We start from the raw sequence: 23,909 nt of genomic DNA on the forward strand, positions 1-23,909 counted from the left end.
GCGGAGTTAAGAGTGAGTAATTAAATCAAAATTCCTAACTCCTAACTCCTAACTCTAATTAACAATTAACTCTAATTAACAACTAACAACTTCTATGGCTATTACAGTCGAATCTCAAAAACGTCCAGAAGGCAGCAAGCCAAGAGCTTTGCGTCGTGCTGGATTGATACCTGCCAATTTGTATGGTCATAAAGGTACAGAATCTATTTCTTTGACCATTGAGGCTAAAACTGTTGAGCGTTTGCTCAAAAGAGCTTCCGTTAATAACACCTTGATTGAATTGAATGTCGCTGATGCACCTTGGCGCGGTAAAACCTTGCTGCGGGAACTTCAGATCCATCCAGCCAAAGGTACGCCTTACCACCTCAGCTTTTTCGCGGTTGCTGGCCACGGCGACACCACTGTAGAAGTACGTCTGCGGTTTGTGGGAACTGCTGTTGGTGTTAAACAAGCCGGTGGTGTGCTAGACACCGTAATCACTGAATTGCAAGTGAGTTGTGCGCCAGAAAACATCCCAGATGTCATCGAAATCGATGTCTCTAACCTGCAAATTGGCGACAGCTTGAGTATTAGTGATATAGCCTTTCCTGAAGGTGTTACACCTCTAGCTGAATCGGAACGACTTGTTGTCAGCGTTTTGCCACCACAGATTAGCGCTGAGGATGCTGGGATTGAAACTGAAACTGAGGCAGCTTCTTAAGCTAGTTAAACTGTGTAATAATTTTTGATGATACCAGGGGGGAACTCCTGGTTTTTTTGTATTTGAACCGCAGAGGCGCAGAGAGCGCAGAGGACAGAGATGACAGAAGCGACTCTTCCAGCTTTAATTCAGCAAATGTTGCAGCCGGGATTTTATCCCCATACAGTAACAGAACCTATTCAACTAATTCAAACCCACGTTTCTTATGTGCTGTTAACTGGGGATTACGCCTATAAGCTGAAAAAACCTGTGAATTTCGGCTTTTTGGACTTTTCTACCTTAGAGAAGCGGCAGCATTTTTGTCAGGAAGAGTTACGGTTAAATCAGCGGGGTGCTGGTGAACTGTATTTAGAAGTTTTGCCCATAACCTTGGCAGGGGAGCAATACCAGTTAGAGGGAACGAGCGAGGCTGTAGAATATACGCTGAAGATGCGCCAGTTTCCGCAAGAGTCGCTATTAAGTACGCTTTTTGAAGAAGGTAAGTTAAATGAGACACGCCTAGATGAGTTGGGGCGGGTAGTGGCTCAATACCATGCTGAAGCACAAACAAATGATTATATTCGTACTTTTGGGGAAGTGCCAAATGTCCGGGCTGCCTTTGATGAGAATTATGAGCAAAGTGAGAAATATATTGGCGGCCCCCAGACGCAGACGCAGTTTACAGAAACAAAGCAATATACAGATAAATTTTTTGCCGAACGTCCAGAATTATTCGCTAGCAGAATTCACAACAACTATATTCGTGAATGTCACGGGGATTTACACCTGAGAAATATTGCCCTGTGGCACGATAAAATTTTGTTGTTCGATTGCATTGAGTTTAATGAGCCGTTTCGCTTTGTCGATGTGATGTACGATGTGGCGTTCACGGTGATGGATTTGGAAGCTCGCCAACGCAAAGATTTGGGTAATGCGTTTTTGAATGCCTATATAGAGCAAACTGGTGACTGGGAAGGCTTACAAGTGTTGCCTTTATATTTAAGTCGTCAGGCTTACGTCCGAGCTAAGGTGACATCATTTTTGTTAGATGATCCGAGTGTACCTGCGACAGTAAAGGAAGAAGCAACAAAAACGGCTGCTGACTATTACAAACAGGCTTGGGAATACACTAAACCAAACCAGGGACAACTAATTTTGATGTCGGGGTTGTCGGGTTCTGGTAAAAGTACCACAGCCAGGTCTTTAGCCCGTCAACAGGGAGCGATTCACCTGCGTTCTGATGCGGTACGGAAGCATTTAGGGGGAATTCCTTTGTGGGAAAAGGGTGGCGATGATTTGTATACGCCGGAGATGACCGCGAAAACTTACACACGGCTGTTAGAATTGGGAATTATCTTGGCTAAACAAGGTTTTTCGGTGATTTTGGATGCCAAGTATGATAAACAACATTTACGGCAAGAAGCGATCGCACAAGCTACAAAGCACCAACTTCCTATTCAGATTATCCAATGCACAGCACCCCTTGAAGTGATAAAAGAGCGTTTGAACAATCGCACTGGTGATATTGCTGATGCCACCGCCGATTTATTAGCCTCACAAATCAAACAAGCTGAACCTTTTACTGAAGAAGAACAACCTTATGTGAAGATTTGGGATACAACTCAAATACAACAGGCACAATTAAAATAATTCGTAATTCGTAATTCGTAATTCGTAATTCGTAATTCGTAATTCGTAATTTTCGATTCAATTACGAATTATGAATTAGTAATTAGTTAGTTTTTTATTCTATGGCAGACAAAAAGAACGACTTTTTCAGTATTTCTCCTAGCTTCTTTTCTCAACTATTATTTGGGGCATTTTTAACATTTATATTAATCATGACTGGCTCCGCACCAGCCCTGAGTATCTTCTTAGGAATTATGGGCGGTTTCATTTTAAGTTGGATCACCAATGTAACTGATAATAGCCCCAAGGCTCCAGCAGTCGCTTCCTCTGATGGTGTCGATACAGGATTGAAATACTGGTTATTTTTCATGCTGGGTTTTGTATATTTAGGCTATCCAGCACCCATGAGTATCTTGCTAGGTGGATTAGGCGCTTTAGCTGGAGGCTGGATTACTGCTTGGTGGGGAAGTAAGGAAGAAACTAGAACTCAGTTGCAAGTTGAAGAACCAGAAGATGGTGAAGTTGAACCAACGAATGAGAGAATCAACAAACGTCAAACAAGAAGGGCTGGCCGCCGTTACCGTCGCGCCCCTGGAAGTAGTTTTAATTTTAAGTTTTGGGAAAGGTAGTAATTTGGGAATTGGGCATTGGGCATTGGGCATTGAGAAGAGGCAGAGGCGCGGAGGAGGTAAAACTCCTCTCCCTCATCTCTCCTACTCCCTCATCTCCCCACTCAATTTTAAAGGTTTCCAGCCTATCTCGGTGAACCCAACGTCTAAGGGATTCACCAGTAGTCTTTAGTACCTGAATTTGGACTTGTTTTTGACTGAATTTGATGATTTGAGCAGGAATCTTGTGAGTATAGGTGTGCCTTGTACGAGACTTGTAGTTCCAGATCACCTGCTGTCCTAGTTCAAATTCCATTACGATCTCCTGATGGGACTATAGCCTAACTTGAAATAACGAAGGTTAAAGGGTTTCGTCTTGGAATCGAGCGTGAATCTCATCAATGGAGCGTTCCATTTTCTTCACCATTCTGGGATAACGCAGTTTTTGAATAACAAGCCATCCAAACCCTGCAACAAAGTACAGTAAGACCAAGTAAGGGAAGGTATTGTAGGGTGCTGCTGGTACTGGAAATAGAGTACTACCAGGAATTCCGACAGTACCAAGAACAGGAATCATCATAAAAACTACGCCTAAGACTGAAAACAAGATATCCGTTGAGCGAAGTTTGTTGATGCGATACAAGTAAATTGGAGCAGCAATTGAAACCAAAATATATACAACTAAAAAACCATAAGTGCAAAGTGTTCCTGTGTAACCCAAAATTTCAAAAGGCTTGATGTTAAAGAGGTTCAACGCACTAGGGACTATAAATGTAATCAAGGAACACAGAGCAATTGCCGTGTGGGGTGTCAGGTTAGAATCATGGGCTTTACCCAGAGAATTGTGAAACAAACCATCCCGTGCCATCATGAACACTATCCTGGCTGCTGGATTGATACAAGCAAGAGTACAAGCGAAGAAGCTCAATAATGCACCAATACTAATTAACGTTCCCAATAAGCCTACACCTGCTTGATTTGCCAAAAATGTAAGTGGCTCCTCAGTTTTGCCCAAGTCTACAGAGCTACCACTGAAGCCCAGCACTTCTACATACGCCATGAACATGAAAAATACACCAGACCACATCGTGCTTTGAATCAAAGATTTGGGAATATTTTTCAGTGGTTTTTTCGCTTCATCTCCTAAAGACGTGGAACTTTCAAAACCCGAAAAACCAAACACAACCAGGACAATTCCTAGTGAGATACCACCTGGGGTAGCTCCTTTGAGGGTTAGTTGCGACAGATCAATTGCAAAGCCCTTGTGCGCCCAAACAATCATCCCTAACAACAAAATTGAAACTACAGAGATGCCTTCAAGTACCAGCATCATTTTTGCTGATAACTGAATGTCTTTATAACCCACATACCAAGCCAGAATTGTCCCCAGTGCGAACAACGTTAAAGTATGCGTGTGTATGCCAATATGACCCAGCAAAGATTCACCAAATATTGCAAAGCCAGATAAGGTTGACATCCCGGTAAATAAATAACCCAGAATCAAACCCCAGGCAGACATAACCCCTGCTGTAGAACCTAAACCTTTGACAATATAGGAGTATAGTGAACCTGGAGAAGCAGAACGCCGCGCAAATTGGTTAATGTTGATAGCAACAAACAACAGCCCAATCATCCCTAATAAGAAACTCAGCCAAGTTCCATTACCTGAACTGGCAAAGATTAAACCTAAATTAGCGGCAGGTGTTGTTGTTGGTGCAATCACCGCTACTGATTGGGCAAATACTTCTCCGTATGAAAGACATTCTTTTTTTAAGCCATGAGCGCTCTGATTGATTTTTAGCTCGATTTCTTGAGTCATGTAGAATCTATCCTCGTTATATATTTGAATCCGGCAGGTATGGGACTAAAGCCTAAAACTAACTTGAATAGGTACTGACTACAAAATGCTGATTTAACTTTATGAAATATACTTCATAAGAGCAAATATTCTTAATTATCAAATAGATAAATAAATTTTATCAACTGCTCATTGGCTTAGATCACCTGATTTAAGTAAGCTCAAAACTAAGGCAATACTTCTCGGTTCAGTACAAAAGCAGAATGAAAGGGAGTGGGGAGTGGGGAGTAGGGAAACTAAGAAAGCTTTTCCGAAAAGCGGGGTTTCAACCAATATGCGATACAAGGATTTTTTCTCTGACGAGACGCTGTTCGCGTTCGCGCCACTTGCAGGCGTTAGCGTGTAGCGGGACGAAGTACGGCTTTAAACCTAAATCGAGGGCTAATTTCTTCCCCTAATCCCTACTCCCTACTCCCGCCCCGAAGGGGTTGAAAATGTCCAAAAAATTTTGTCATCTCGTGGCATTCGTCAGGTATTATTAGTAACTTCGGCAATGCATATACCGCGATCGCTTCAGATTTTCCGGCGTCGAGGAATCAATGTTATTCCTGCACCGACTGACTTTTTGGTGAGTGAGGGTGAGTTGCGAGAACTCGGCAGCACTCCCAAAGCCGCTATACTGAATTTATTACCTGATATCGAAAACTTACACCAATTTACTATCGCTTTAAAAGAGTATATTGGTTCTTTTATTTATCGCTTACGCGGTTGGCTTTAATTAAAGTTAGGAGTTATGAGTTATGAGTTGTTAATTATTAAGTTATGAATTGTTAATTATGAAATTTAGTAATTGCCTAAACTTCTAACTCCTAATTCCCAAGTCCAAACTTCTAACTCCTAACTCCTAACTTTATTAACTTTATGTCTAAAAATTTACCTTATATTATGCCATCTCCTCAACCCCAAGTTGAGGAAGCTTTTGCCTCTTACCAAACAACTCACCAGTTCTACCACGAAGTTCGGTCGCGGTCGGAGTTTCAACGTCATTGTGACTGGTATTATACAACAGCAGAATAAAACCGCCAAGAACTTAAAAGAATGCGCGGCGAACTGAATATTCTTCAGTGGTTTCGCCGCCGATAAGTGATTTAGATGACTTCTAACTCATTTTCACGTAAATGGGCTTTGAATTTTTTACTAAACTGGACTACAACCGGCAGATTAGCGCTTACGGGTCTGCCTTGCCATTGGGTGGCAATAGCTACTACATCGCCTTCTGTGCCTTTGATGTCAAAAGCCTGATTCCGATGTTCAGGATGATGATACACTACCACCGAATCTTTAACGCGGACGCGATCGCCAACTTCCATAACAACATTTACACCTAGCATTTTCTTTTCCACAAGTATCTGCTACAAAATATATGATTAAATCGCTTAGAATTTGATTTAATCAGCTATTTCTTGACGCTTCATCGGGTGCAACGGCGCATTTAACCCTCTGCGTCCAGGCACGTTTTAGCAATCCGTGCGTACTTTTTTAGGTTTTTTGCCGCGTTAAATAAGTATCGCCCCTAGCTTTCGTCTTTACAACCCCTTCGGGGCGGGAGTAGGGAGTAGGGAGTAGGGAGTAGGGGAAGAAATTAGCCCTCGATTTAGGTTTAAAGCCGTACAACTCTTAGAGACGCTACCGCGTAGCAAGATCCCCGTAGGGGTACGTCCCGCTACGCGCGAACGCCAACAGCGTCTCGTCAGAGAAAAAATCTTTGTATCGCATATTGGTTGAAACCCCGCTTTTCGGAAAAGCCTGCTTAGTTTCCCTACTCCCTTTCATGCCGTGTTGTGCTAAGGCTAAAGTTTTTGTCAGATCGGTAAGGAGAATGCGATGTCTACGACGGGCTACGCCTACGCAGGTTTGGGAAAAATTGCTGTGGGCGTTGAATTAGTACATATTTTTACTAGATTCTTTTTTTACTCTGCACACTGTATAAATGCTAGAATCCTCAAGTAGACAGTTAGGATACCTAGATGCCAGTTGTAGCTAACTCAATCAAGTTTGGTACAGACGGCTGGCGGGGCATTATTGGTGACGAGTTCACCTTTGAACGCCTAGCCCTGGTCGCGCCAGTTGCCGCAAAAGTATTATATGATACGTATTTTTCTACGGTTGGTAGCCGGACAATAATTGTCGGTTACGATCGCCGATTCATGGCTGAAGATTTTGCTCGTGTTGTTGCCGATACTGTCAGTGCTGTGGGATTTGATGTGCTACTGAGCGAGGGCTATGCCCCAACCCCAGCTTATAGTTGGGCAGCAAAAGAACTCAATGCTTTAGGGGCACTGGTAATTACAGCCAGCCATAATCCTGGCAAATATTTGGGTTTAAAAGTCAAGGGTTATTTTGGTGGATCGGTACCGCCAGAAGTCACAAAAGAGATAGAAGATCAGTTGTCGGTGGGAGTACCACTAGCAGCTACCCCAGGTAAGCAAGAAAAATTCGATCCTTGGCCTAGTTATACCCAAGCGTTAGAAGGTAAAGTTGATATTGCCAAACTTCGAGAAGCGATCGCATCTGGTAAATTGACATTATTTGCTGATGTCATGCATGGCGCTGCTGCTACTGGATTGGCGAGACTACTAGGCAATCAGGTTAAAGAAATCAACAGCGATCGCGATCCCCTATTTGGTGGTGGTGCGCCGGAACCCTTGCCTAAATACCTTTCCAAGCTATTTGAAGTCATCAGAACTCACCGAGAAACCGACAAATCAGGTTTAACGGTGGGATTAGTATTTGATGGAGACTGCGATCGCATTGCAGCAGTCGATGGAGAAGCCAACTTCCTAAGTTCCCAAGTCTTAATCCCGATATTAATCGACCATTTAACCCTGCGGCGCGGTTTTACTGGAGAAATAGTCAAAACTGTTAGTGGTTCCGACTTGATGCCCCTTGTGGCAGCCCTACATAACCTCTCAGTCTTTGAAACAGCTGTTGGTTATAAATACATCGCTGACAGAATGTTAGCAGCAAAAGTGTTGCTGGGTGGCGAAGAGTCGGGAGGAATTGGCTATGGCAGTCATATTCCCGAACGCGATGCGCTGCTGTCAGCATTGTACGTCCTAGAGGCGATCGTCGAATCTGGTTTAGATTTAGGTGAGTATTATCGCGACTTGCAGAAACAAACAGGGTTTACCTCAGCTTACGATCGCATTGATTTACCCTTAGCAAGTATGGAAGTGCGATCGCGTCTTTTGCAACAACTGCAAACCCAACCCTTAACAGAAATTGCAGGGAAAGCAGTGATTGATTGCCAAACAATTGACGGCTACAAGTATCGTCTAGCTGATAAAAGCTGGTTAATGATTCGCTTTAGCGGGACTGAACCAGTTTTACGGCTATATTGCGAAGCCCCAACAATTGAGCAAGTACATCAAACTCTTGCTTGGGCGAAACACTGGGCGGAGTAAAATTAGTGAGGAGTTAAGAGTTAGGAGTTAGGAATTAATAACTCATAACTCCTAATTCCTAACTCTTAACTGATATTTAAAATTCATGACATTACTTGTAGTAGCCACAGGAAATCCAGGTAAGTTGAAGGAAATGCAAGCTTACCTGGAAAATTCTGGTTGGGAATTAACCCTCAAACCCGAAGAATTAGACATTGAAGAGACGGGCGAAACTTTTGCCGCTAACGCTTGTCTGAAAGCGTCACAAATTGCTAAAGCTACGGGAAACTGGGCAATTGCTGATGATTCAGGCTTGCAAGTAGATGCCCTAAATGGCGCACCAGGGGTGTATTCTGCACGTTACGCCAAAACCGACTCAGAACGCATTGCTAGGATATTGAGCGAATTAGGCAACGAGGTAAATCGGCAAGCTCAATTTGTCTGTGCAGTAGCGATCGCTCGTCCTGATGGTGCGATCGTATTACAATCTGAAGGTGTTTGCCACGGCGAAATTCTTCATGCGCCTCGTGGGGATAGCGGTTTTGGCTACGATCCAATTTTTTATGTGCAAGAGTTGCAATTGACCTTTGCTGAGATGACAAAGGAGTTAAAGAGGTCAATTAGCCATCGAGGCAAGGCTTTTACAGCTTTACTTCCGCAGTTGGAGAGAGTTAATAATTAGGAGAGACGCGATTAATCGCGTCTGTACAAGAGTTAGGAGAGACGCGATTAATCGCATCTGCACAAGAGTTAGGAGTTATGAATTTTGCCAAATCTTTATTCATTACTCCTGACTTATAACTTTTAACTCCTAACTTTTAACTCCTAACTTTTTTAAACTGCTTCTGTGTTCTTTTCGCCAGTACGAATCCGAATCACTTGCTCAACAGGTGAGATGAAAATTTTACCATCACCGATTTCACCAGTGCGGGCAGCAGCAATAATTTTGTCTACCACCATATCAACCTGATTGTCGTCAACTACAATTTCCACTTTAAGTTTTTGCAGAAACTCAACAGTATACTCAGAACCGCGATACCGTTCAGTTTGACCTTTCTGCCGTCCGAACCCCCGGACTTCAGAAACAGTCATGCCAACAATACCAGCGTTAACTAAGGCGATTTTTACCTCATCTAGCTTAAATGGGCGGATAATAGCTTCTACTTTTTTCATCTTTTTAACTCCTGACTTCTACTAGCTTCGTTTATATATCTAACCAGATCCGCTGTCTGAAGCTGTAACCAGCAGTGCTTTTCCTAAAAGATATGTAATAATTACCACTTTTTTAAAATCGTAGATGCTTTGCTTGAGGGTTTGGGATATGAGAACCAGCAAGGATTTATTGAAAGTCGGCGGGAAACTCCATCCCTTTGTGGGTGGGGAGGGATAGCTGCCCGCCGACTTGGGGCATTGGGCATTGGGCATTGGGCATTGTGATTCTTCTCCATGCCCCATGCCCCATGCCCTTGTGGGTAGAGTTTTTTATTTGGATAATCTTTGAAGTTTTGACATAAGTAAGTTGCTGTCAATTTAGAATTTTATGTAGCTTTTATAACTCATTAATATATCAACTCCGCCATTTAGCAGATTTGGTCGGATATTTAGAGAGTGAGTGCAGACAAATTGCATGGTAGCCCGAAAGCCTGCTACTGCTACTGACTGTGGGAATGTCAACTAACGTTTCTGATGTTCAAACAAGGGACGCACAACGAAATATCCAGCACTAAAGGCAGTCAGCATAATTAACAAGATGGTAATAATTAACCACCAGCCATTGATTCCCTTGGCATCTGGCTCAGTAGTGGAATAATAATAACTTACTTGTTGCTCTTCTATAAAAACTGGTTCTGGTATCGGGAAATTCATTTCCGTTGCAGGTGTAGGAAAGTCTTGGCGGCGACTTTTTTCGGGTGGGGCTTTGGGTACAGATGGACGCGAACGAGAAACCTGCTGACGTGGACGCGCTGGTGCTACTGGCTGTTTGGCGGCACTTTGAAAGTCACCAGAAGCTTGGGTAGCTTGATGATAACTGGGTGTCGCATGAGAATCCACAAAATTTTGCAAACGGGAAAAAGACTCAACGACTTTGGTAATTTCTTGGCGCAATAGTTGATTTTCTTGTGCCAATTGCTGATTTTGGGTGGTGAGTGCATTTAGCCTCGCTTGCGCTGCTTGCAACTCTGTTGACAATTCCCTATATACAGATAGTGGTACAGAGGGAGGGTAGGCTTGAGTAGTCGGTATTGGCGAATTTCTGTGAACAGAACCTATGGTTGTTCGCATTGGGGGGTTGGTATTAAAAATCAAGGTAATTAGATCGTACAGAGATGCTAACAGAGATAGTCAGCCCTCAAACTATGCCCAAGAATAATAGAAAAATGCCGAAAGGGCAAAGATTTTTTATTGGGGATTGGGGATTGGGGATTATGTATTAGGGATTGGGGATTGGGTATTAGGTATTGGGTACTAAGAAAACTTTTCTCTAATCCCCCGTCCCTAGTCCCTAGTCCCCAGTCCCCAGTCCCAACAATGGAAAGAAGTGTCCTACAGGGCCTTGCCCTTCGCCAATATTTAGGGCGTAAGTGAGTGCAGTAGTTACATACTCCTTTGCCTGTTGCACTGCTTGCCACAAGTCTTTTCCCTTAGCTAGATTAGCAGCGATCGCAGCCGATAGTGTACAACCAGTACCGTGGGTATTTTTTGTCTCTACTTGCTGGCAAGTCAAAACTTCCAACTTGTCCCCATCAAACCAGATATCAACACCACGCAAGTCTCCCTGCATACCTCCACCCTTGACTAAAACAGCCTTCGTCCTTAAAGTCTTGTGAATAATTTCAGCAGCCTTCTGCATATCCTCCAAAGAATTAATTTGTAAACCGCTCAAAATCTGGGCTTCATAGCGATTAGGCGTGATTATAACCGCTTTAGGAATTAGGGTATGGCACAGAGTCTTCACTGCATCATCATCAATCAATTGTGCCCCTGTACGTGACACCATTACTGGATCAACAACTAGATTCTTGATTTGTAAAGCTTCCACTTGCTGGGCCACAGCAAAGATAATTTCTTGATTAAGCAACATACCCGTTTTGGCAGCTTGTACACCAATATCCTCAACTACTGCCTGAATTTGTGCCACAACAGCCTCTCTTGGCATGGCATCAACCCTCCTCACTCCCAGAGTATTTTGTGCCGTGACACAAGTTATGGCACTAGTACCGTGGACACAGTGAAAAGCAAAGGTGCGTAAATCAGCTTGAATTCCTGCACCGCCACCGCTATCTGAACCAGCAATGGTTAAAGCAACAGGTATTCTGGACTTGATATCAGTGTTCATATTATGAAGATTAAGTAAATTGGCATCAACAAGAGGACAAGGGGCAGGGGGGGAGAAGCATTGGTGTCAACTTAAGCTGGAAATAGCTTATCTGTTGGCTTCCATGCCCGCCCGAAAATAAATTTCTTTGGCTTTTAGCTTAAGTCTACTGAAGTAGACTGGAGATTTTTGGCGATATCTTAGTCATCTTCCGATGACTTTAGCTATGAGACGGGAATTTCAATTCCCGGCGGACAAGCGGTTTCGCGTTAAGTTGACACGTATGGGGGGAGAACCCCATACATACCCATACATAAATGTAGGGGCTTGAACGAATGGCACTAAGAAAAGATATAGCCCTTGCCCTGACTGGTTCCCAGCCTCCAGGCTGGGAACGGATTCTGGGAGGCTCCGCCTCCAGGGGCTTGACGAGAGGCAGCAGCCCCTCGGAATACATTCCCAGCCTAGAGGCTGGGAACGAGGTGACACAAGCCTTTGGGCTTTTCTTAGTGCCATTCGGGCTGGAACTAAAGACGCATTATTTCGAGACGCGCAGCGCGAGAAATAAATATTTTTACTTTTGGGCATAAATAAATTTAGGGGCTTGTAAAAAGCATCCTTTCTTTAAAAATATTTAGATCAACTTCATCAAATCCTCGCACAAAGAGCTTTCTATTCCCATATAACCCTGGAAATTAACAGGACTCCACCAGATACCCCCATAGTTTTTTGGGTTTTGTTGTAAAAAAACTTACTATATTCAGGGCATTTACTGATAACAACTACTATTTGTAAAGGTTACTTTTAACTAAGTTCACAAGGCTCAGTTACACCGCTTATAACAGGTTCGACTAAGTTGTTACATTAGTTCCCTTAACTTAAGGGGTCAACCTACTAAAGTTTCAACCAATTTAACTTTGACCACTATAACTTTAAGTCCCCAGTTATCAGTTAGGGGTAGATTTTACCATGCCAATTTGGCAACCTCCTGACTTAAAACAACGGATAAAGTTCAGAAGAATTATTATGCCAAGTATCATCGCCGTATCAAATATAGCAGATGGTAAAACTGGCTTGCAAACAGATGAAGATACAATTCAATTTGACTTTTTTCAGCCTTGTTAATCAGGCGATGTTTGACAACAACTCTAGAGACGAAGCATCTACCTCCTAATCGTCCGATTACTCTCAACAAAACCCTGACGATTGACGGTATCAATACCCCTAGTTCAAGCATCAAGGTAGACAGGAGAAAAATTTTCAATTTTACAACAGTGTTTCTATAACTGATGCAATCTTAAGTTGCGATCGGACAACTAGGACTGTCTTTAAAAGTTCAGACAGATGACCTCTTCAAATAACTACTTAGCAACTGAAAAAAGTTGTTGAGAGTGTACTACCAATTCACCTTATACACATTTGGAGTAATACAAATGGCTGGCACAACATACTACGTTTCTGGAACAGGCAATGATAATAGCAATGGCTTGACTACAACAACTCCCTTCCGCACAATAGGCAAAGCAGTTTACCTTCCTCAGTTGAAAGCAGGCGACACAATCCTTGTCATGAATGGGACTTACGGTAGTGTAGGGATACTATTTAACAAAAATGGCTCACCAAACAACTGGACAACAATCAAAGCCTATCCAGGAGCTACGCCTAAGATCGTAACAACGGGAAGTGGGATGAATATATTTAGTTCATCCTACGTGCGGATTGAAGGACTTACCTTTGAGGGCAATCGGCAAAATATCACTCTAGACTACGCCTTACAACAGAAAAATAACCTGAATAACCCCTTAACTAATGCCAATGGAATTTATGTAGCATCTTGGAAAAATAGCCAGGGAGTGGGTGGTACTAATCCTCATCACATTGTCATCACTGGTAACACAGTTAGTAACTTTCCAGGTGGGGGTATTGCCCTGAGTGATGCAGACTACATCACAGTTGAGAAAAATATTGTGTCAGGAAACGCTTGGTATTCGCCTTATGGTAATCAGGGAATTACCGCTCTTCGCAGTTTTAATTTGGATAACAATACTACTGACTACAGGATGATTTTTCGAGGTAACGTTGCCTACGATAATCAAAGTCTGGTTCCGTGGTATGCAGTTGGTAAAATTACTGAAGGGCATGGTATTATGCTTGACACCACTATTCAAGCTAAAGGCGGTGTACCTTATACAGGTAAAACTTTGATTACAAATAACATAACTTACAATAATGGTAGTTCTGGTATTAATGTTTTCAAGGCTAATCATGTAGATATTATTAACAACACAGCCTATCAGAATAGCCGTGTTCTCATAAATAATGGAGAAATTGGTGTTTCTTACTCAGACAGTGTACATGCCTACAACAACATTTTGTATGCAAGCAACAATCAAAGTGCTAATTTCATCAAGTACGCTACAAATGTAACTTTTGATCACAACCTTGTTTATAACTCCAACATATTTCAAGCTTCCGATAATTCAAAGGCTACAGGGTTGCTGAATATTTTGGGTAAAGATCCCCAATTTGTTAATGCGATTCAAAGTAATTTTGCCCTCAAACTTGGAAGTCCTGCGATCAATGCTGGCTCCAATGCCTTCAATAGCATCACTGGTAATGGTACTGGCTTTGCAGCGGTTGATCTTGGTGCATATCTTAATCTTGGTACATACCAAGTTCCTACCTCTGGAATTCAAGCTCTCAATAGCACAGTTCAGATTGCAGATGGTAGTACTACTGGGATTAATTTTGGTGACACCATAGTTGGTAACACTCTAATCAGTAAAGCCTTTGCCATCAATAATACTACTACTACACCTGCACTCAACCTGAATAATCTTCAACTTATCGAAGAATTTAGTTTGGTCGGTACTCTTCCGATGAGTCCCGCATTGCTCGCAAGTTCCGCGATTGTAGTCCTCATCATCCTTGCCCGAAATATATTTCGGGCATTTTTGAAAGATTATTTTTGATGCAGTGTGAAAAACCGGAATCTAGATTTTATAGAGAGTAGCGATCGCAGCTACTACAGATGAAGACACCATTCAATTCGACCTAGAGTCTTGCTCATCAAACAATATCTGACGACAAATCTAGAAACAAAGTATTTACCCGCCAATCGTCAGATTACCCTCAACAAAACCCTGACGATTGACGGGAGCAATACCCCTAGTTGAACAATCAATGGTTGACAAGATAAAATTTTTCATTTTTACAACAGTGTTTCTACAACCGATGCGATTTCAAATTGCGATCGGACAACTGTGATTGTCTTTAAAAGTCCAAACAGATGACCTCTTCAAATAACTACTTAGCAACCGAAGAAAGTTGCTGAGAATCTACTACCATATTCGGAGAAAACAAATGGCTGGCAAAACATACTACGTTTCTGGAACAGGCAATGATAGAAGTAATGGTTTAAACGAACAAAACGCGTTTCGCACCCTGACAAAAGCCGTGTCTCAACTGCAAACAGGTGACACACTCTATGTCATGAACGGAACTTATGACAAAGGATTTACGCTTTTTAACAAAAATGGCTCACCAGACAACTGGACAACAATCAAAGCCTATCCAGGAGCTACGCCTAAGATCGTAACAACGGGAAGTGGGATGAATATATTCAGTTCATCCTACGTGCGGATTGAAGGACTTACCTTTGAGGGCAATCGGGAAAACATCACTCTAGAATATGCCTTACAACAGAAAAATAACCTGAATAACCCCTTAACTTATGCCAATGGAATTTATGTAGCACCTTGGACAAATAGCGAGGGAGTCGGTGGTACTAATCCTCATCACGTTGTTATCAGTGGTAACACAGTTAGTAACTTTCCAGGTGGAGGTATTGCCCTGAGTGATACAGACTACATCACAGTTGAAAAAAATGTTGTCTCAGGAAACGCTTGGTATTCGCCTTATGGTAATCAGGGAATTACCGCTCTTCGCAGTTTTAATTTCGATAACAATACTACTGACTACAGGATGATTTTTCGAGATAACATTGCCTACGATAATAAAAGTCTTGTTCCGTGGTATGTAGTTGGTCAAATCACCGAAGGACACGGTATTATGCTTGACACCACTATGGAGTCTAAAAGTGGTGTAGCTTATACAGGTAAGGCATTAATTGCAAATAACATAGTCTACAACAATGGTAGCTCTGGCATTGACGTTTTTAAAGGTATTAATGTAGACGTTGTAAATAACACGGCTTACCAAAATAGCCGTGTTCTCACAAATTCTGCGGAGATTGGTGTTACTTACTCAGACAATGTACGTGTCAACAACAACATTCTATATGCAAGCGACAATCAAAAAGCCAATGTGATCAAATACGCCACAGATATAACTTTTGATCGCAACCTTGTTTATAACTCTAATGGCTTCCAAGCTTCAAGTAATCCAAACGCCACAGGGTTACAGAATATTTTGGGTAAAGATCCCCAATTTGTGAATGCGGCTGGAAAGAATTTTGCACTGAAACCTGGAAGTCCTGCTATTGATGCTGGTTCCAATGCCTTGAATGCCATTACTGGAAACATTCCTCTGGATGGTGATGGCAATGGCACTGCATTGATTGACATTGGCGCATACGAAGCTCCGCGCATCACCACTACTGCTCCGGAAATTCAAGTTCTGAATGGCACAGTTGATATTGCAGATGGCAGTACTACAGCGATTAACTTTGGTGATGTCACTGTTGGTAATACCCTGACCAAAACCTTTACTATTAAGAACACCGGTACAACTGCACTCAACCTGAGTAATCTTCAACTTCCCAATGGATTTAGTTTAGTTGGGACTCTTCCGACGAGTGTAGATGCTAATGCTTCCACGACTATATCGGTGGCACTCAACACCACTACACCCGGCACTTATAGTGGCAGCTTTAGTTTAAACAACAACGATAGTAACGAAAGCCCCTTTGACTTTGCCATCAGTGGCACAGTCAAACCCAAAATCATTAATGGCACAGCCGGCAATGACATCTTTATTACCCGACCAAACAATGGCAATGACATCATCACCGATTTTGGTGGTGTAGGTACTAGCTCAAACCCGTCATCTGTGGTGATTGCCAAAGTAGATACCTTGCAATTTATTGGGGCTGGCTTGACTGCGAGAAATCTGCAATTAACTCAAAATGGCAATAATTTAGAAGTCAGCTTTGAAGATGTGGCTAATACCAAAGTCACTTTACAAAACTTTCAGTTAGAAAACCTGGAGAACTTAGCCGCATCGACAACACAATCCGCCATCGGTAATATCCTATTTGACGGACAAGCCAGTGTTAGCGACAGCTTTGATATAATTAACGCCAACTCCAATCCAACTAGCATTTTCAACACAAACACCGTTACTTTCCTCAATGACTTGAACAATAACATCGTCGGTTTTGATAACTCCAACGATGTGATTAATGGTCAAGGGGGCAATGACATCATCGATGGGAAAAGTGGTAACGACCTGCTGCGGGGTGGTGCTGGTAATGATCTTCTCATTGGTGGACAAGGCAATGATACTCTTGTGGGTGGTATAGGTGCTGACTCTTTCATCTACAACACCAATGCTGCTTTTACTAGCGCTGCTGTGGGTATTGATGCGATCGCTGACTTCAATCACTCCGAAGGTGATAAGATTGTTCTGGATAAGACCACCTTTAATGCCATTACTTCTGTTGTAGGAACGGGTTTTAGTAACGCCAGTGATTTTCAAATCACTAGTTTAGGGGCAGTTAGTAATGCTCTAATTATCTACGACCCTGCAACTGGGCAATTACTATACAATCAAAATGGTAGCGCTGCTGGTTTCGGCAGTGGTGGTCAATTTGCACAACTGACTGGTAAGCCTACTCTTACTGCCTCCGACTTCATCATTCAAGCATAATGCAATACGGTTTCATTAAGGATAATTGGTTTTTGAAGACGCGATTTATCGCGTCTCTACATCAGGGTTTTGTTGCTCTATCTGAACTGTATTGACTTATAGGGGACGCAATATGTTTATTGCGTCCCTACAATTTATTAACTTGCAATCTGCTGTAGTTTAAACCCATTGCACAGGATCTAATTGATAGTAACGTTGTAATTGCTCATAAAGTGCCGGATGCTTGGACAACAATTGGTGCGGTTTCTCAAAGAATGTCTCAGTCGCCACGGCAAAAAATTCTGCGGGATTTGTTGCGCCATAGCTATCCATTACTGTCTTTACGCCTTGTAGAAGATCGTTACAAAGTTGCTGATATGCTTCTGTCATCACCTTCGACCAAATAGGATAGTCTGAGTTATGTTGCAGTATAGGAACTCCCTCAGCTTTACCATCCTCTTGATCCAACTGATGGGCGAATTCATGAAGTACAACGTTACGTCCATCCTTCCAGTTACCAGTGTCTTGTTTCACTTGTTCCCAAGATACTACTAATTGGTCAGTTGTCCACGATTCACCTAACCTTGCCACACGCCTTTCTTCAACAACATAATTTCCAATAGCAGTCCTTTCCTGAACAAAATAAGCATTGGGATACACCAGAATTGAACGAAGTCTAGGAAAGTACTGCCCACGTTCATTAAGTAGGAGTAAACAGGCAACAGCCGCAAGGGTCAGTTTCATTTCTTCTGTAACTTGTAATCCTCTACAGCCAATAAATTGCTTTTCTGCTAAAAACACTTGAATATGTCCCTGAAGCCGTCTGAGTTCATCGGGAGAAAGACAAGGGTAAATAGGAAGATTATTCTCAATAATGGCACTCCAAAGGGGAGCAAAAGGACGATGCTTGAGACGGTTTCTTCGCCTTTTAACTAGAATGGGATTGACTAAAATCCCAACAATAATTAGCCCAATGGTCAAAAAGACAACTATTATTTTAATCATTAATTTTTGAACAGGTTACAAGTGTTGAGCCGAAAGATTGTCATAAAGGCACTTGTTTTGTGTTGCCCATAGCAAATACTGAAAAATGTTAAGGCTATTGCTGTGCAGTCGAAGGCTCAAAGAAAGCGCATGGAAAAACTCGTGTTGGGTGGAGACATTGAGCGAAATAAGCTACTACCTACAATAAGCCAGATTGCTTAATCCGGGAGTATTTACTAAGTCAGTATTGGCTATCCAACCATTACCAGATAACTCTCCAGGGAAACTTCTGGAAAGGTCGATTTCTACCCAAATGTAATTTTCAGATTTGTATGACTTAACTATATTACCTGTAACCAAGTTTACAAACACGACTGCGTTGGGATTAAGTGTTGTAATAAAAGCTCCTTTTGTACTTGGTTGGCGAAGTAAAGCTACAGGTTGTACAATTTGCCGACATGCACTGCCAATAGTAGGTTTAGTCCATAGTTTTTGAGCGTTGTTCTTCGTCTGACAAAATTTCAGTACAGCAGTTTGAATAAATCCTGAAGTCGGAGATTTGATTCTGACAAATTTATCTCCACTAGCTGGTATATATGCTAAATTAATCTTTGTCTTTGCGGATAATATTCTAATAGCCTTTGATGATGTTGAAGGTTCTTGAAAAATTGGAGTATCTACTTTAGTTGCACGACAACTCGACTGTGAAGAATTGGAGGTAGTCTGTGTGATTTGAGCAAATACAGGTACACCCAGAGGGAACGTAGCAATCTTTACTAGAGTAAAAATATACAATAACTTATGAAATTCCACGTTGTTTCCTAAATATCACTTATAAAAAACTCTACATTAGATTCGCAACTTATCGAAACAGAATTCAGGAGTCAGGAGTCAGAATTCAGTTGGGTATTCTGTGCGACTGGTGGATGAATAAACGGGTTTAAAACCCCCTCTAAATCCTAGATTTGGTGGTCTTCTCCCAAGGGGAGATGCCAAAGGCGAACAATCGTTGCGGGTCTGAATCCCCGACTGATAGCGAGTATTTTCGAGTCGCGTCTTGATTCTGACTCCTGAATTCTGACTTCTGAATTCTTCTTCAAAAACTCTGAGGTTAAAAGAGCCTAAAATTATTTTTAGCCATTAGACATCATATAATGACTGATTACTACTAATTACCAACTAGGCACAATCTCTTAATTATGAATAAATCCAATAGTACGGAAATACTTGAAACCTTTGTGAACACGGTGATGGGGGTAAAAACTATTAATCAACAACAGTCTTCAAATACATTAATAGCTACTACACAAGAATTAGATGTCAGATCAGTTTTAGTTTATACACTAGGGACTATCCTACAAATATTAGTCATGATTGTTGTGTTACTGATCGTGGAAAAATTAGTAATATTGATTGATAATAATTCTTATTTTCCTAGTTGGTTGAGTACTATATTGACTGGATTATTTTTTGCGCTATTAAGTATCCGTTCCCGAATATTTTCTCTTTTAGATAATACCCGTTCTCGTCAGACTTATGACCAAGTAATCAGACCAAGATGGTCTCCTCCACCTTTAGCATTTCCTATAGTTTGGATGATAATTGCCGTTTTGCGGGTAATTTCTTCTGTATTAGTTTGGCAGCAAATGAATCACCAGCTTTTAGTGCTACCTTTAATTTTGTTTGTGGTACATCTGGCTTTAGGAGATACCTGGAATACGATTTTTACTGTAGAACGGAGATTAGGTGCAGCTGTTCCTGTCGTTATTTTAGGCCCTTGGTTATCTGCTGTCATGGTGACGGCAATTTATTGGCAAACTAATCCTGTAGCGGGAATGACTTTATCATTTTCTTGTGTATGGCTAACTTTAGCTGCTGTATTGGTATTTAGAATTTGGCAATTAAATGGCTCTGAGCCACTGTATCCTTTAAAACTAACGCCTGTGGAGAAATAAATCCTCAAAATTCACCAATACAAGAAAGCAAGGAAAAATATCACTTGACTTTTGAGTGTGTGCCCATAGTCTCGCTTTAGGGACTTCCAAGAAATAAATTATTCAATCTTGTGGGGTGTGCAACATGAGCGCCTTTGTTTACTGGGCGGGCGAGACGCCCACCCCACATTAACAATTAAAAATTCAAAATTCAAAATTCAAAATTCAAAATTTCAGATGGGATTGCTTGATGACGTGAAAAGTCAGGGGACTAAATCAGGAATTTTGCGGAGGTTGAAAGTTAATCAACAGAAAGTAGTATACTTTTCTGGGTTCGCCTGAAGCTATCTAAAAGTTTCGTTTAAAAACAAATAATTTTGGGGTTGCTCTAATGCTAAGTCCTGTGGTAACAGTCAGTATCTTTCAAAAACAACCCGATCCTAAAGCATTTTTGGCAGGCCAAGTCATCTTTGAAGAAGGACAGCCTGGTGATGAAATGTACGGCATTCTCGAAGGAGAGGTAGATATATTAGTCAATGGCAAGATTGTAGAATCCATTGAAACGGGTGAAGTTTTTGGTGCTGGGGTACTTGTAGGAGTAAAAAATAGAACTTACTCAGCTATTGCCAAGGTGGATAGCAAGCTAGGTTTCCTCGATCGGGAAGGGTTTCTCTTTGCCGTTCAGGAAACACCCGTGTTTGCTCTACAGGTGATGAAAAGTTACTCAGAACGTCTGAGTCGCTTGCAGCATATCATCTAAAGCACGTCAGAAGGCAGGGGCAGGAGGTGCTGACAAGTGTATGTTTCCCACTGGGAAGCGTCTAGTAGAGAGCGGTTTGCAGGACACCGATAGTGCGGTGTTCTGCCAAGTGGCTTCTCTGGCTTCTGCCTTTTTTAGTGAAAAATGCGGAATTTACCTGAGGTAGCAATGGGACGTAAACGGTTGATTATTGAAATGGGGATGGGAATAGATCAGCATGGACAAGAACCAACAGTAGCAGCATCTAGGGCAGTACGTAATGCGATCGCTCACAATGCTTTACCTGGTGTTTGGGAAGTTGCAGGTTTAAGTCATCCCAATGAAATGATTATAGAAGTTCAGGTAGCAGTGCCATACCCCGAACAAGTTAGGGAAGAAGAGGTACTCGCTGTTCTACCATTTGGCCGAAAAACTCTCATCGTAGAATCTGGGGGGATGGTAGTTCAAGGGCGGGCTATTCCCGAACTTAATGATAAAAATGACGAAATGTTGATTGCGATCGCAGCTGTTACAGTTCTAATCGAAAATGATTAACTGAGGCTCTGCGCTAAACTAAAAAATATTGGGATAGAAATCTCTGGCAGTAAGTTCAATACACCAATAATCTTTACCACTGCGGCGATCATGTCTCAAGAACATAACGAATCACTCCAACTTCAGGAAATCACCAAACTCAAACCGAAACACTTTGCTGATTTAGTCAGATCGGCACAATTGGTTTTCGACCCCACGGCTGGAGTTTCGGGAAGAAATATCACAGTTGACTGGGAACAATTCGGAATTCCCCATGATGTGGTGGATAATCTCAAATTACTTGGTCAGCAGTACCAGTATGCATCTCCTCACATCCCCGCTGAAGTCATTTGGAGTAAATTAACTCCAGAAACTCGTATTTGGTTTGTTGAAAATAAAGATCGGTTGTGGCAGCTTGAAGAAGCTTTCCCAGCCCTTGATGAAGATTAAATAATTCGTAATTCGTAATTCGTAATTCGTAATTAAGTTTTGTGGCGGGGATTTAGACCCCGACCCAAAACTTGCCGGTTATTGAACCGGGGGATTTAAACCCACGGTACTCGGTTAAACGACTGAACCATTGAAAGGAATACCAATTATTTGTAGGGGTACGACGGCTATTCATTGGTGTCAACTTAAGCTGGAAATAGCTTAACTGTTGGCTTCCATGCCCGCCCGGAAATAAATAAATGAGTAATGAGTAATGAGTAATACCCATTACTCATTATTTATTATTTATTATTTATTACTTCAAAAATAAATTTCTTTGGCTTTTAGCTTAAGTCTATTTCAGGAGACTGGAGATTTTTGGCGATATTTAGTCATCTTCAGATGACTTTAGCTATTATACGGGAATTTCAATTCCTGGCGGACAAGCGGTTTCACGTTAAGAGTGCCTTTTTACTTTTTACTTTTGCCTTGTTTGGTCATTGCTTCATATCAGCAGCCACTTTCACCCCTCGTTGATCGCCCACTTTCACCCGACGGCGATACCACCACATCACAACGCCTGTTACCATCAGCACGGTAGGGGACAGACCCACAAACACATATAAAATTTGCGTGGGTAGTCCGCCGAAGGTGCCAAAATGCAAAGGTCCAAACTGATTCAAAATGGCTTCGGCACGGGAGGGTTTAACGCCATTATTAAGCTGGATCACCTTGCCCGTAAATTGATCGAGATAGACTCTTGTTCTCCCATATTCACCCGTTTCCTGAGCTTGCTTTTTGCCCACCCCAAATGGTTCTTCCGGTTTATTGGCAAAAGAAACATAAGTGGTGGTAGCATTGGGAACGGCGGCATCGGCTCGTTGTAGAAGGTCTGCGATCGCCAACGGTTGCTTACCCGTAATCGGTGTAGAAACTGGATCTGCGGGTTTTCGTGTTAGGGTTGCGGCATAAATGACATCAGTCACCTTTGCTTGAGGAATGTTCCAGGCAAAACCTGTGAAGCCAATGAAGGCAAGAAAGACGGCGGTAATAATGCCAGCAACTTTGTGAATATCAAAATTCGTGCGTTTGATATGGGCATTCTGCCATTTGATTTTGAACCCAGCAATCAATTTGCGCCAACCAGGCCACAGAATGATACCCGTGATGCTGAGAATCAGAGTCAGAAGGGCTACAATACCCATAATCCACTCGCCTATATCACCTGCTAAGAGTTTGTAATGTAGGCTATAAATGCTGCCAATCCAACTGGTTTCCCACTGGCGATCGCCCATTACCTGCCCTGTGTATGGGTTGACAAACACGTATAAAGTGTGATCGGCCGTATCATTCAACCACACTTGGTAAGGCTGATCGGCGTGTTCTGGCAAGCCGATCCCGCCGAGAGTCAAGCCTTTGTTAGCGTAAGCGGTTTTCACAGTGTCTGCGATCGCGGGAATTGAAACTCGCTCGACCCCTGGGATAATGCGACCAAACCGTTCTACCAGCACAACATGATCAATTTCGTGCCAGAAAACCAGCACACTGCCCGTCAATCCAGCGATGCAGAGTAGAGTGCCACCGATTAAACCGAGCCAGCGATGCAGGTGAAATGCGGTATTGCGAATTTTTCTAGCGTTCATGATAGATCCTTCTCAACAACTGAATCCTGTACTCTGGTGACGGAGTGGCAAAACAGATTAGGATATTTAGAGCTTAATGAGAATTAATCTTATCAGGACTTACGCATTGATACAAGTATGGCGATGTGCGGATAAATTCTGGAAGTTTACGGATGATTTCCAGTTGTTCTGTAGACATCTCAGAAAAAGAATGTAGAGACGTAGCAGTGCTACGTCTCTACAAGGGTTCTGGGTAACGCATCTTTAATTTCTGGAGATGTCTTGTCGATAGAAGATAGTTTAATAAATTTACTTATGACTGAAAC

General features: G+C 42.2%; 23 protein-coding genes and 2 pseudogenes. 15 read left to right on the plus strand and 10 right to left on the minus strand.

The genetic code is table 11. The features are described from left to right. Positions 1–94 precede the first annotated feature (94 nt). From V7K76_RS13510 to V7K76_RS13520, 3 genes are all read left to right on the plus strand, one after another. Entirely contained in the window at positions 95–700 is a 606-nt protein-coding gene (locus tag V7K76_RS13510; RefSeq protein ID WP_334776185.1) for a 50S ribosomal protein L25/general stress protein Ctc, read from the plus strand. 99 nt (positions 701–799) lie between these two features. Next, positions 800–2,329, plus strand: coding sequence for a bifunctional aminoglycoside phosphotransferase/ATP-binding protein (locus tag V7K76_RS13515; RefSeq protein ID WP_334776186.1), 1,530 nt, complete (start codon positions 800–802; stop codon positions 2,327–2,329). Between the two features lie 101 nt (positions 2,330–2,430). Then, positions 2,431–2,937, plus strand: coding sequence for a hypothetical protein (locus tag V7K76_RS13520; protein WP_334776187.1), 507 nt, complete (start codon positions 2,431–2,433; stop codon positions 2,935–2,937). Here the strand turns inward: V7K76_RS13520 and V7K76_RS13525 are convergent. After that, positions 2,918–3,232: a hypothetical protein gene (locus V7K76_RS13525; RefSeq protein ID WP_334776188.1), complete on the minus strand. Its 315-nt coding sequence runs from the start codon at positions 3,230–3,232 to the stop codon at positions 2,918–2,920. The two genes, V7K76_RS13520 and V7K76_RS13525, sit on opposite strands and share 20 nt — an antisense overlap. Positions 3,233–3,277: 45 nt before the next feature. Then, complete coding sequence (locus V7K76_RS13530; RefSeq protein WP_334776189.1) at positions 3,278–4,735, minus strand: APC family permease; 1,458 nt, start codon at positions 4,733–4,735, stop codon at positions 3,278–3,280. 472 nt (positions 4,736–5,207) lie between these two features. Here V7K76_RS13530 and V7K76_RS13535 point away from each other — a divergent pair. Together V7K76_RS13535 and V7K76_RS13540 are read left to right on the plus strand one after the other, a co-directional pair. Then, positions 5,208–5,492: pseudogene (locus V7K76_RS13535) on the plus strand (YdcF family protein); the annotation flags it as partial. A 143-nt stretch (positions 5,493–5,635) separates the two neighbouring features. Beyond that, positions 5,636–5,857, plus strand: a pseudogene (locus tag V7K76_RS13540) (hypothetical protein). Positions 5,858–5,862: 5 nt separating this feature from the next. On the opposite strand, the gene V7K76_RS13545 reads toward V7K76_RS13540, so the two are convergent. Beyond that, a complete protein-coding gene (locus tag V7K76_RS13545; RefSeq protein WP_442936212.1) occupies positions 5,863–6,084 on the minus strand; it encodes a ferredoxin-thioredoxin reductase variable chain in 222 nt (73 codons plus the stop codon). A gap of 657 nt (positions 6,085–6,741) precedes the next feature. On the opposite strand from V7K76_RS13545, the gene V7K76_RS13550 reads away from it, so the two are divergent. Next, the gene (locus V7K76_RS13550; protein ID WP_334776191.1) at positions 6,742–8,178 is read left to right on the plus strand and encodes a phosphoglucomutase/phosphomannomutase family protein; all 1,437 of its coding nucleotides are present in this window, start codon (positions 6,742–6,744) and stop codon (positions 8,176–8,178) included. A gap of 85 nt (positions 8,179–8,263) precedes the next feature. Continuing rightward, on the plus strand, positions 8,264–8,839 hold the full coding sequence (gene rdgB, locus V7K76_RS13555) for an RdgB/HAM1 family non-canonical purine NTP pyrophosphatase (protein WP_334776192.1): 576 nt from the start codon (positions 8,264–8,266) through the stop codon (positions 8,837–8,839). A 152-nt stretch (positions 8,840–8,991) separates the two neighbouring features. Here rdgB and V7K76_RS13560 read toward each other — a convergent pair whose 3' ends face one another. The 4 genes from V7K76_RS13560 to thiD all read right to left on the minus strand — a co-directional run bounded on the left by V7K76_RS13560 (position 8,992) and on the right by thiD (position 11,494). Continuing rightward, on the minus strand, positions 8,992–9,330 hold the full coding sequence (locus V7K76_RS13560; protein ID WP_012410794.1) for a P-II family nitrogen regulator: 339 nt from the start codon (positions 9,328–9,330) through the stop codon (positions 8,992–8,994). A gap of 39 nt (positions 9,331–9,369) precedes the next feature. Then, the gene (locus tag V7K76_RS13565) at positions 9,370–9,612 is read right to left on the minus strand and encodes a hypothetical protein (protein WP_334776193.1); all 243 of its coding nucleotides are present in this window, start codon (positions 9,610–9,612) and stop codon (positions 9,370–9,372) included. Between the two features lie 219 nt (positions 9,613–9,831). Continuing rightward, a complete protein-coding gene (locus V7K76_RS13570; RefSeq protein WP_334776194.1) occupies positions 9,832–10,440 on the minus strand; it encodes a cell division protein ZapB in 609 nt (202 codons plus the stop codon). A gap of 220 nt (positions 10,441–10,660) precedes the next feature. Next, the gene (thiD, locus tag V7K76_RS13575; protein WP_334776195.1) at positions 10,661–11,494 is read right to left on the minus strand and encodes a bifunctional hydroxymethylpyrimidine kinase/phosphomethylpyrimidine kinase; all 834 of its coding nucleotides are present in this window, start codon (positions 11,492–11,494) and stop codon (positions 10,661–10,663) included. Between the two features lie 314 nt (positions 11,495–11,808). Between thiD and V7K76_RS13580 the strand changes: the two genes are divergently transcribed. The 4 genes from V7K76_RS13580 to V7K76_RS13595 all read left to right on the plus strand — a co-directional run bounded on the left by V7K76_RS13580 (position 11,809) and on the right by V7K76_RS13595 (position 17,362). Further along, complete coding sequence (locus V7K76_RS13580; RefSeq protein ID WP_334776196.1) at positions 11,809–12,063, plus strand: hypothetical protein; 255 nt, start codon at positions 11,809–11,811, stop codon at positions 12,061–12,063. A gap of 379 nt (positions 12,064–12,442) precedes the next feature. Then, positions 12,443–12,598, plus strand: coding sequence for a hypothetical protein (locus V7K76_RS13585; protein ID WP_334776197.1), 156 nt, complete (start codon positions 12,443–12,445; stop codon positions 12,596–12,598). 308 nt (positions 12,599–12,906) lie between these two features. After that, positions 12,907–14,445 (plus strand): right-handed parallel beta-helix repeat-containing protein, encoded by a 1,539-nt coding sequence (locus V7K76_RS13590; RefSeq protein WP_334776198.1) that lies wholly within the window; start codon positions 12,907–12,909, stop codon positions 14,443–14,445. 391 nt (positions 14,446–14,836) lie between these two features. After that, on the plus strand, positions 14,837–17,362 hold the full coding sequence (locus tag V7K76_RS13595; RefSeq protein ID WP_334776199.1) for a choice-of-anchor D domain-containing protein: 2,526 nt from the start codon (positions 14,837–14,839) through the stop codon (positions 17,360–17,362). Between the two features lie 159 nt (positions 17,363–17,521). Here the strand turns inward: V7K76_RS13595 and V7K76_RS13600 are convergent, their stop codons facing one another. Together V7K76_RS13600 and V7K76_RS13605 are read right to left on the minus strand one after the other, a co-directional pair. Continuing rightward, a complete protein-coding gene (locus tag V7K76_RS13600; RefSeq protein ID WP_334776200.1) occupies positions 17,522–18,346 on the minus strand; it encodes a zinc-dependent peptidase in 825 nt (274 codons plus the stop codon). A gap of 174 nt (positions 18,347–18,520) precedes the next feature. Then, positions 18,521–19,138, minus strand: a complete 618-nt coding sequence (locus V7K76_RS13605) for a hypothetical protein (protein WP_334776201.1) — start codon at positions 19,136–19,138, stop codon at positions 18,521–18,523. 386 nt (positions 19,139–19,524) lie between these two features. On the opposite strand from V7K76_RS13605, the gene V7K76_RS13610 reads away from it, so the two are divergent. The 4 genes from V7K76_RS13610 (at position 19,525) to V7K76_RS13625 (ending at position 21,982) form a co-directional block, all read left to right on the plus strand. Beyond that, a complete protein-coding gene (locus V7K76_RS13610; RefSeq protein ID WP_334776202.1) occupies positions 19,525–20,280 on the plus strand; it encodes a TspO/MBR family protein in 756 nt (251 codons plus the stop codon). Between the two features lie 370 nt (positions 20,281–20,650). Then, complete coding sequence (locus tag V7K76_RS13615) at positions 20,651–21,019, plus strand: Crp/Fnr family transcriptional regulator (protein WP_334776203.1); 369 nt, start codon at positions 20,651–20,653, stop codon at positions 21,017–21,019. Between the two features lie 168 nt (positions 21,020–21,187). Further along, positions 21,188–21,553 (plus strand): Lin0512 family protein, encoded by a 366-nt coding sequence (locus V7K76_RS13620; protein ID WP_334776218.1) that lies wholly within the window; start codon positions 21,188–21,190, stop codon positions 21,551–21,553. A gap of 90 nt (positions 21,554–21,643) precedes the next feature. After that, the gene (locus tag V7K76_RS13625; protein ID WP_334776204.1) at positions 21,644–21,982 is read left to right on the plus strand and encodes a hypothetical protein; all 339 of its coding nucleotides are present in this window, start codon (positions 21,644–21,646) and stop codon (positions 21,980–21,982) included. 476 nt (positions 21,983–22,458) lie between these two features. Here V7K76_RS13625 and V7K76_RS13630 read toward each other — a convergent pair whose 3' ends face one another. Continuing rightward, positions 22,459–23,604: a PepSY-associated TM helix domain-containing protein gene (locus V7K76_RS13630; RefSeq protein WP_334776205.1), complete on the minus strand. Its 1,146-nt coding sequence runs from the start codon at positions 23,602–23,604 to the stop codon at positions 22,459–22,461. Positions 23,605–23,909: the final 305 nt, after the last annotated feature.

Origin of the sequence: Nostoc sp., from assembly GCF_036917975.1 — a bacterium.
Taxonomy (GTDB): Bacteria; Cyanobacteriota; Cyanobacteriia; order Cyanobacteriales; family Nostocaceae; genus Nostoc.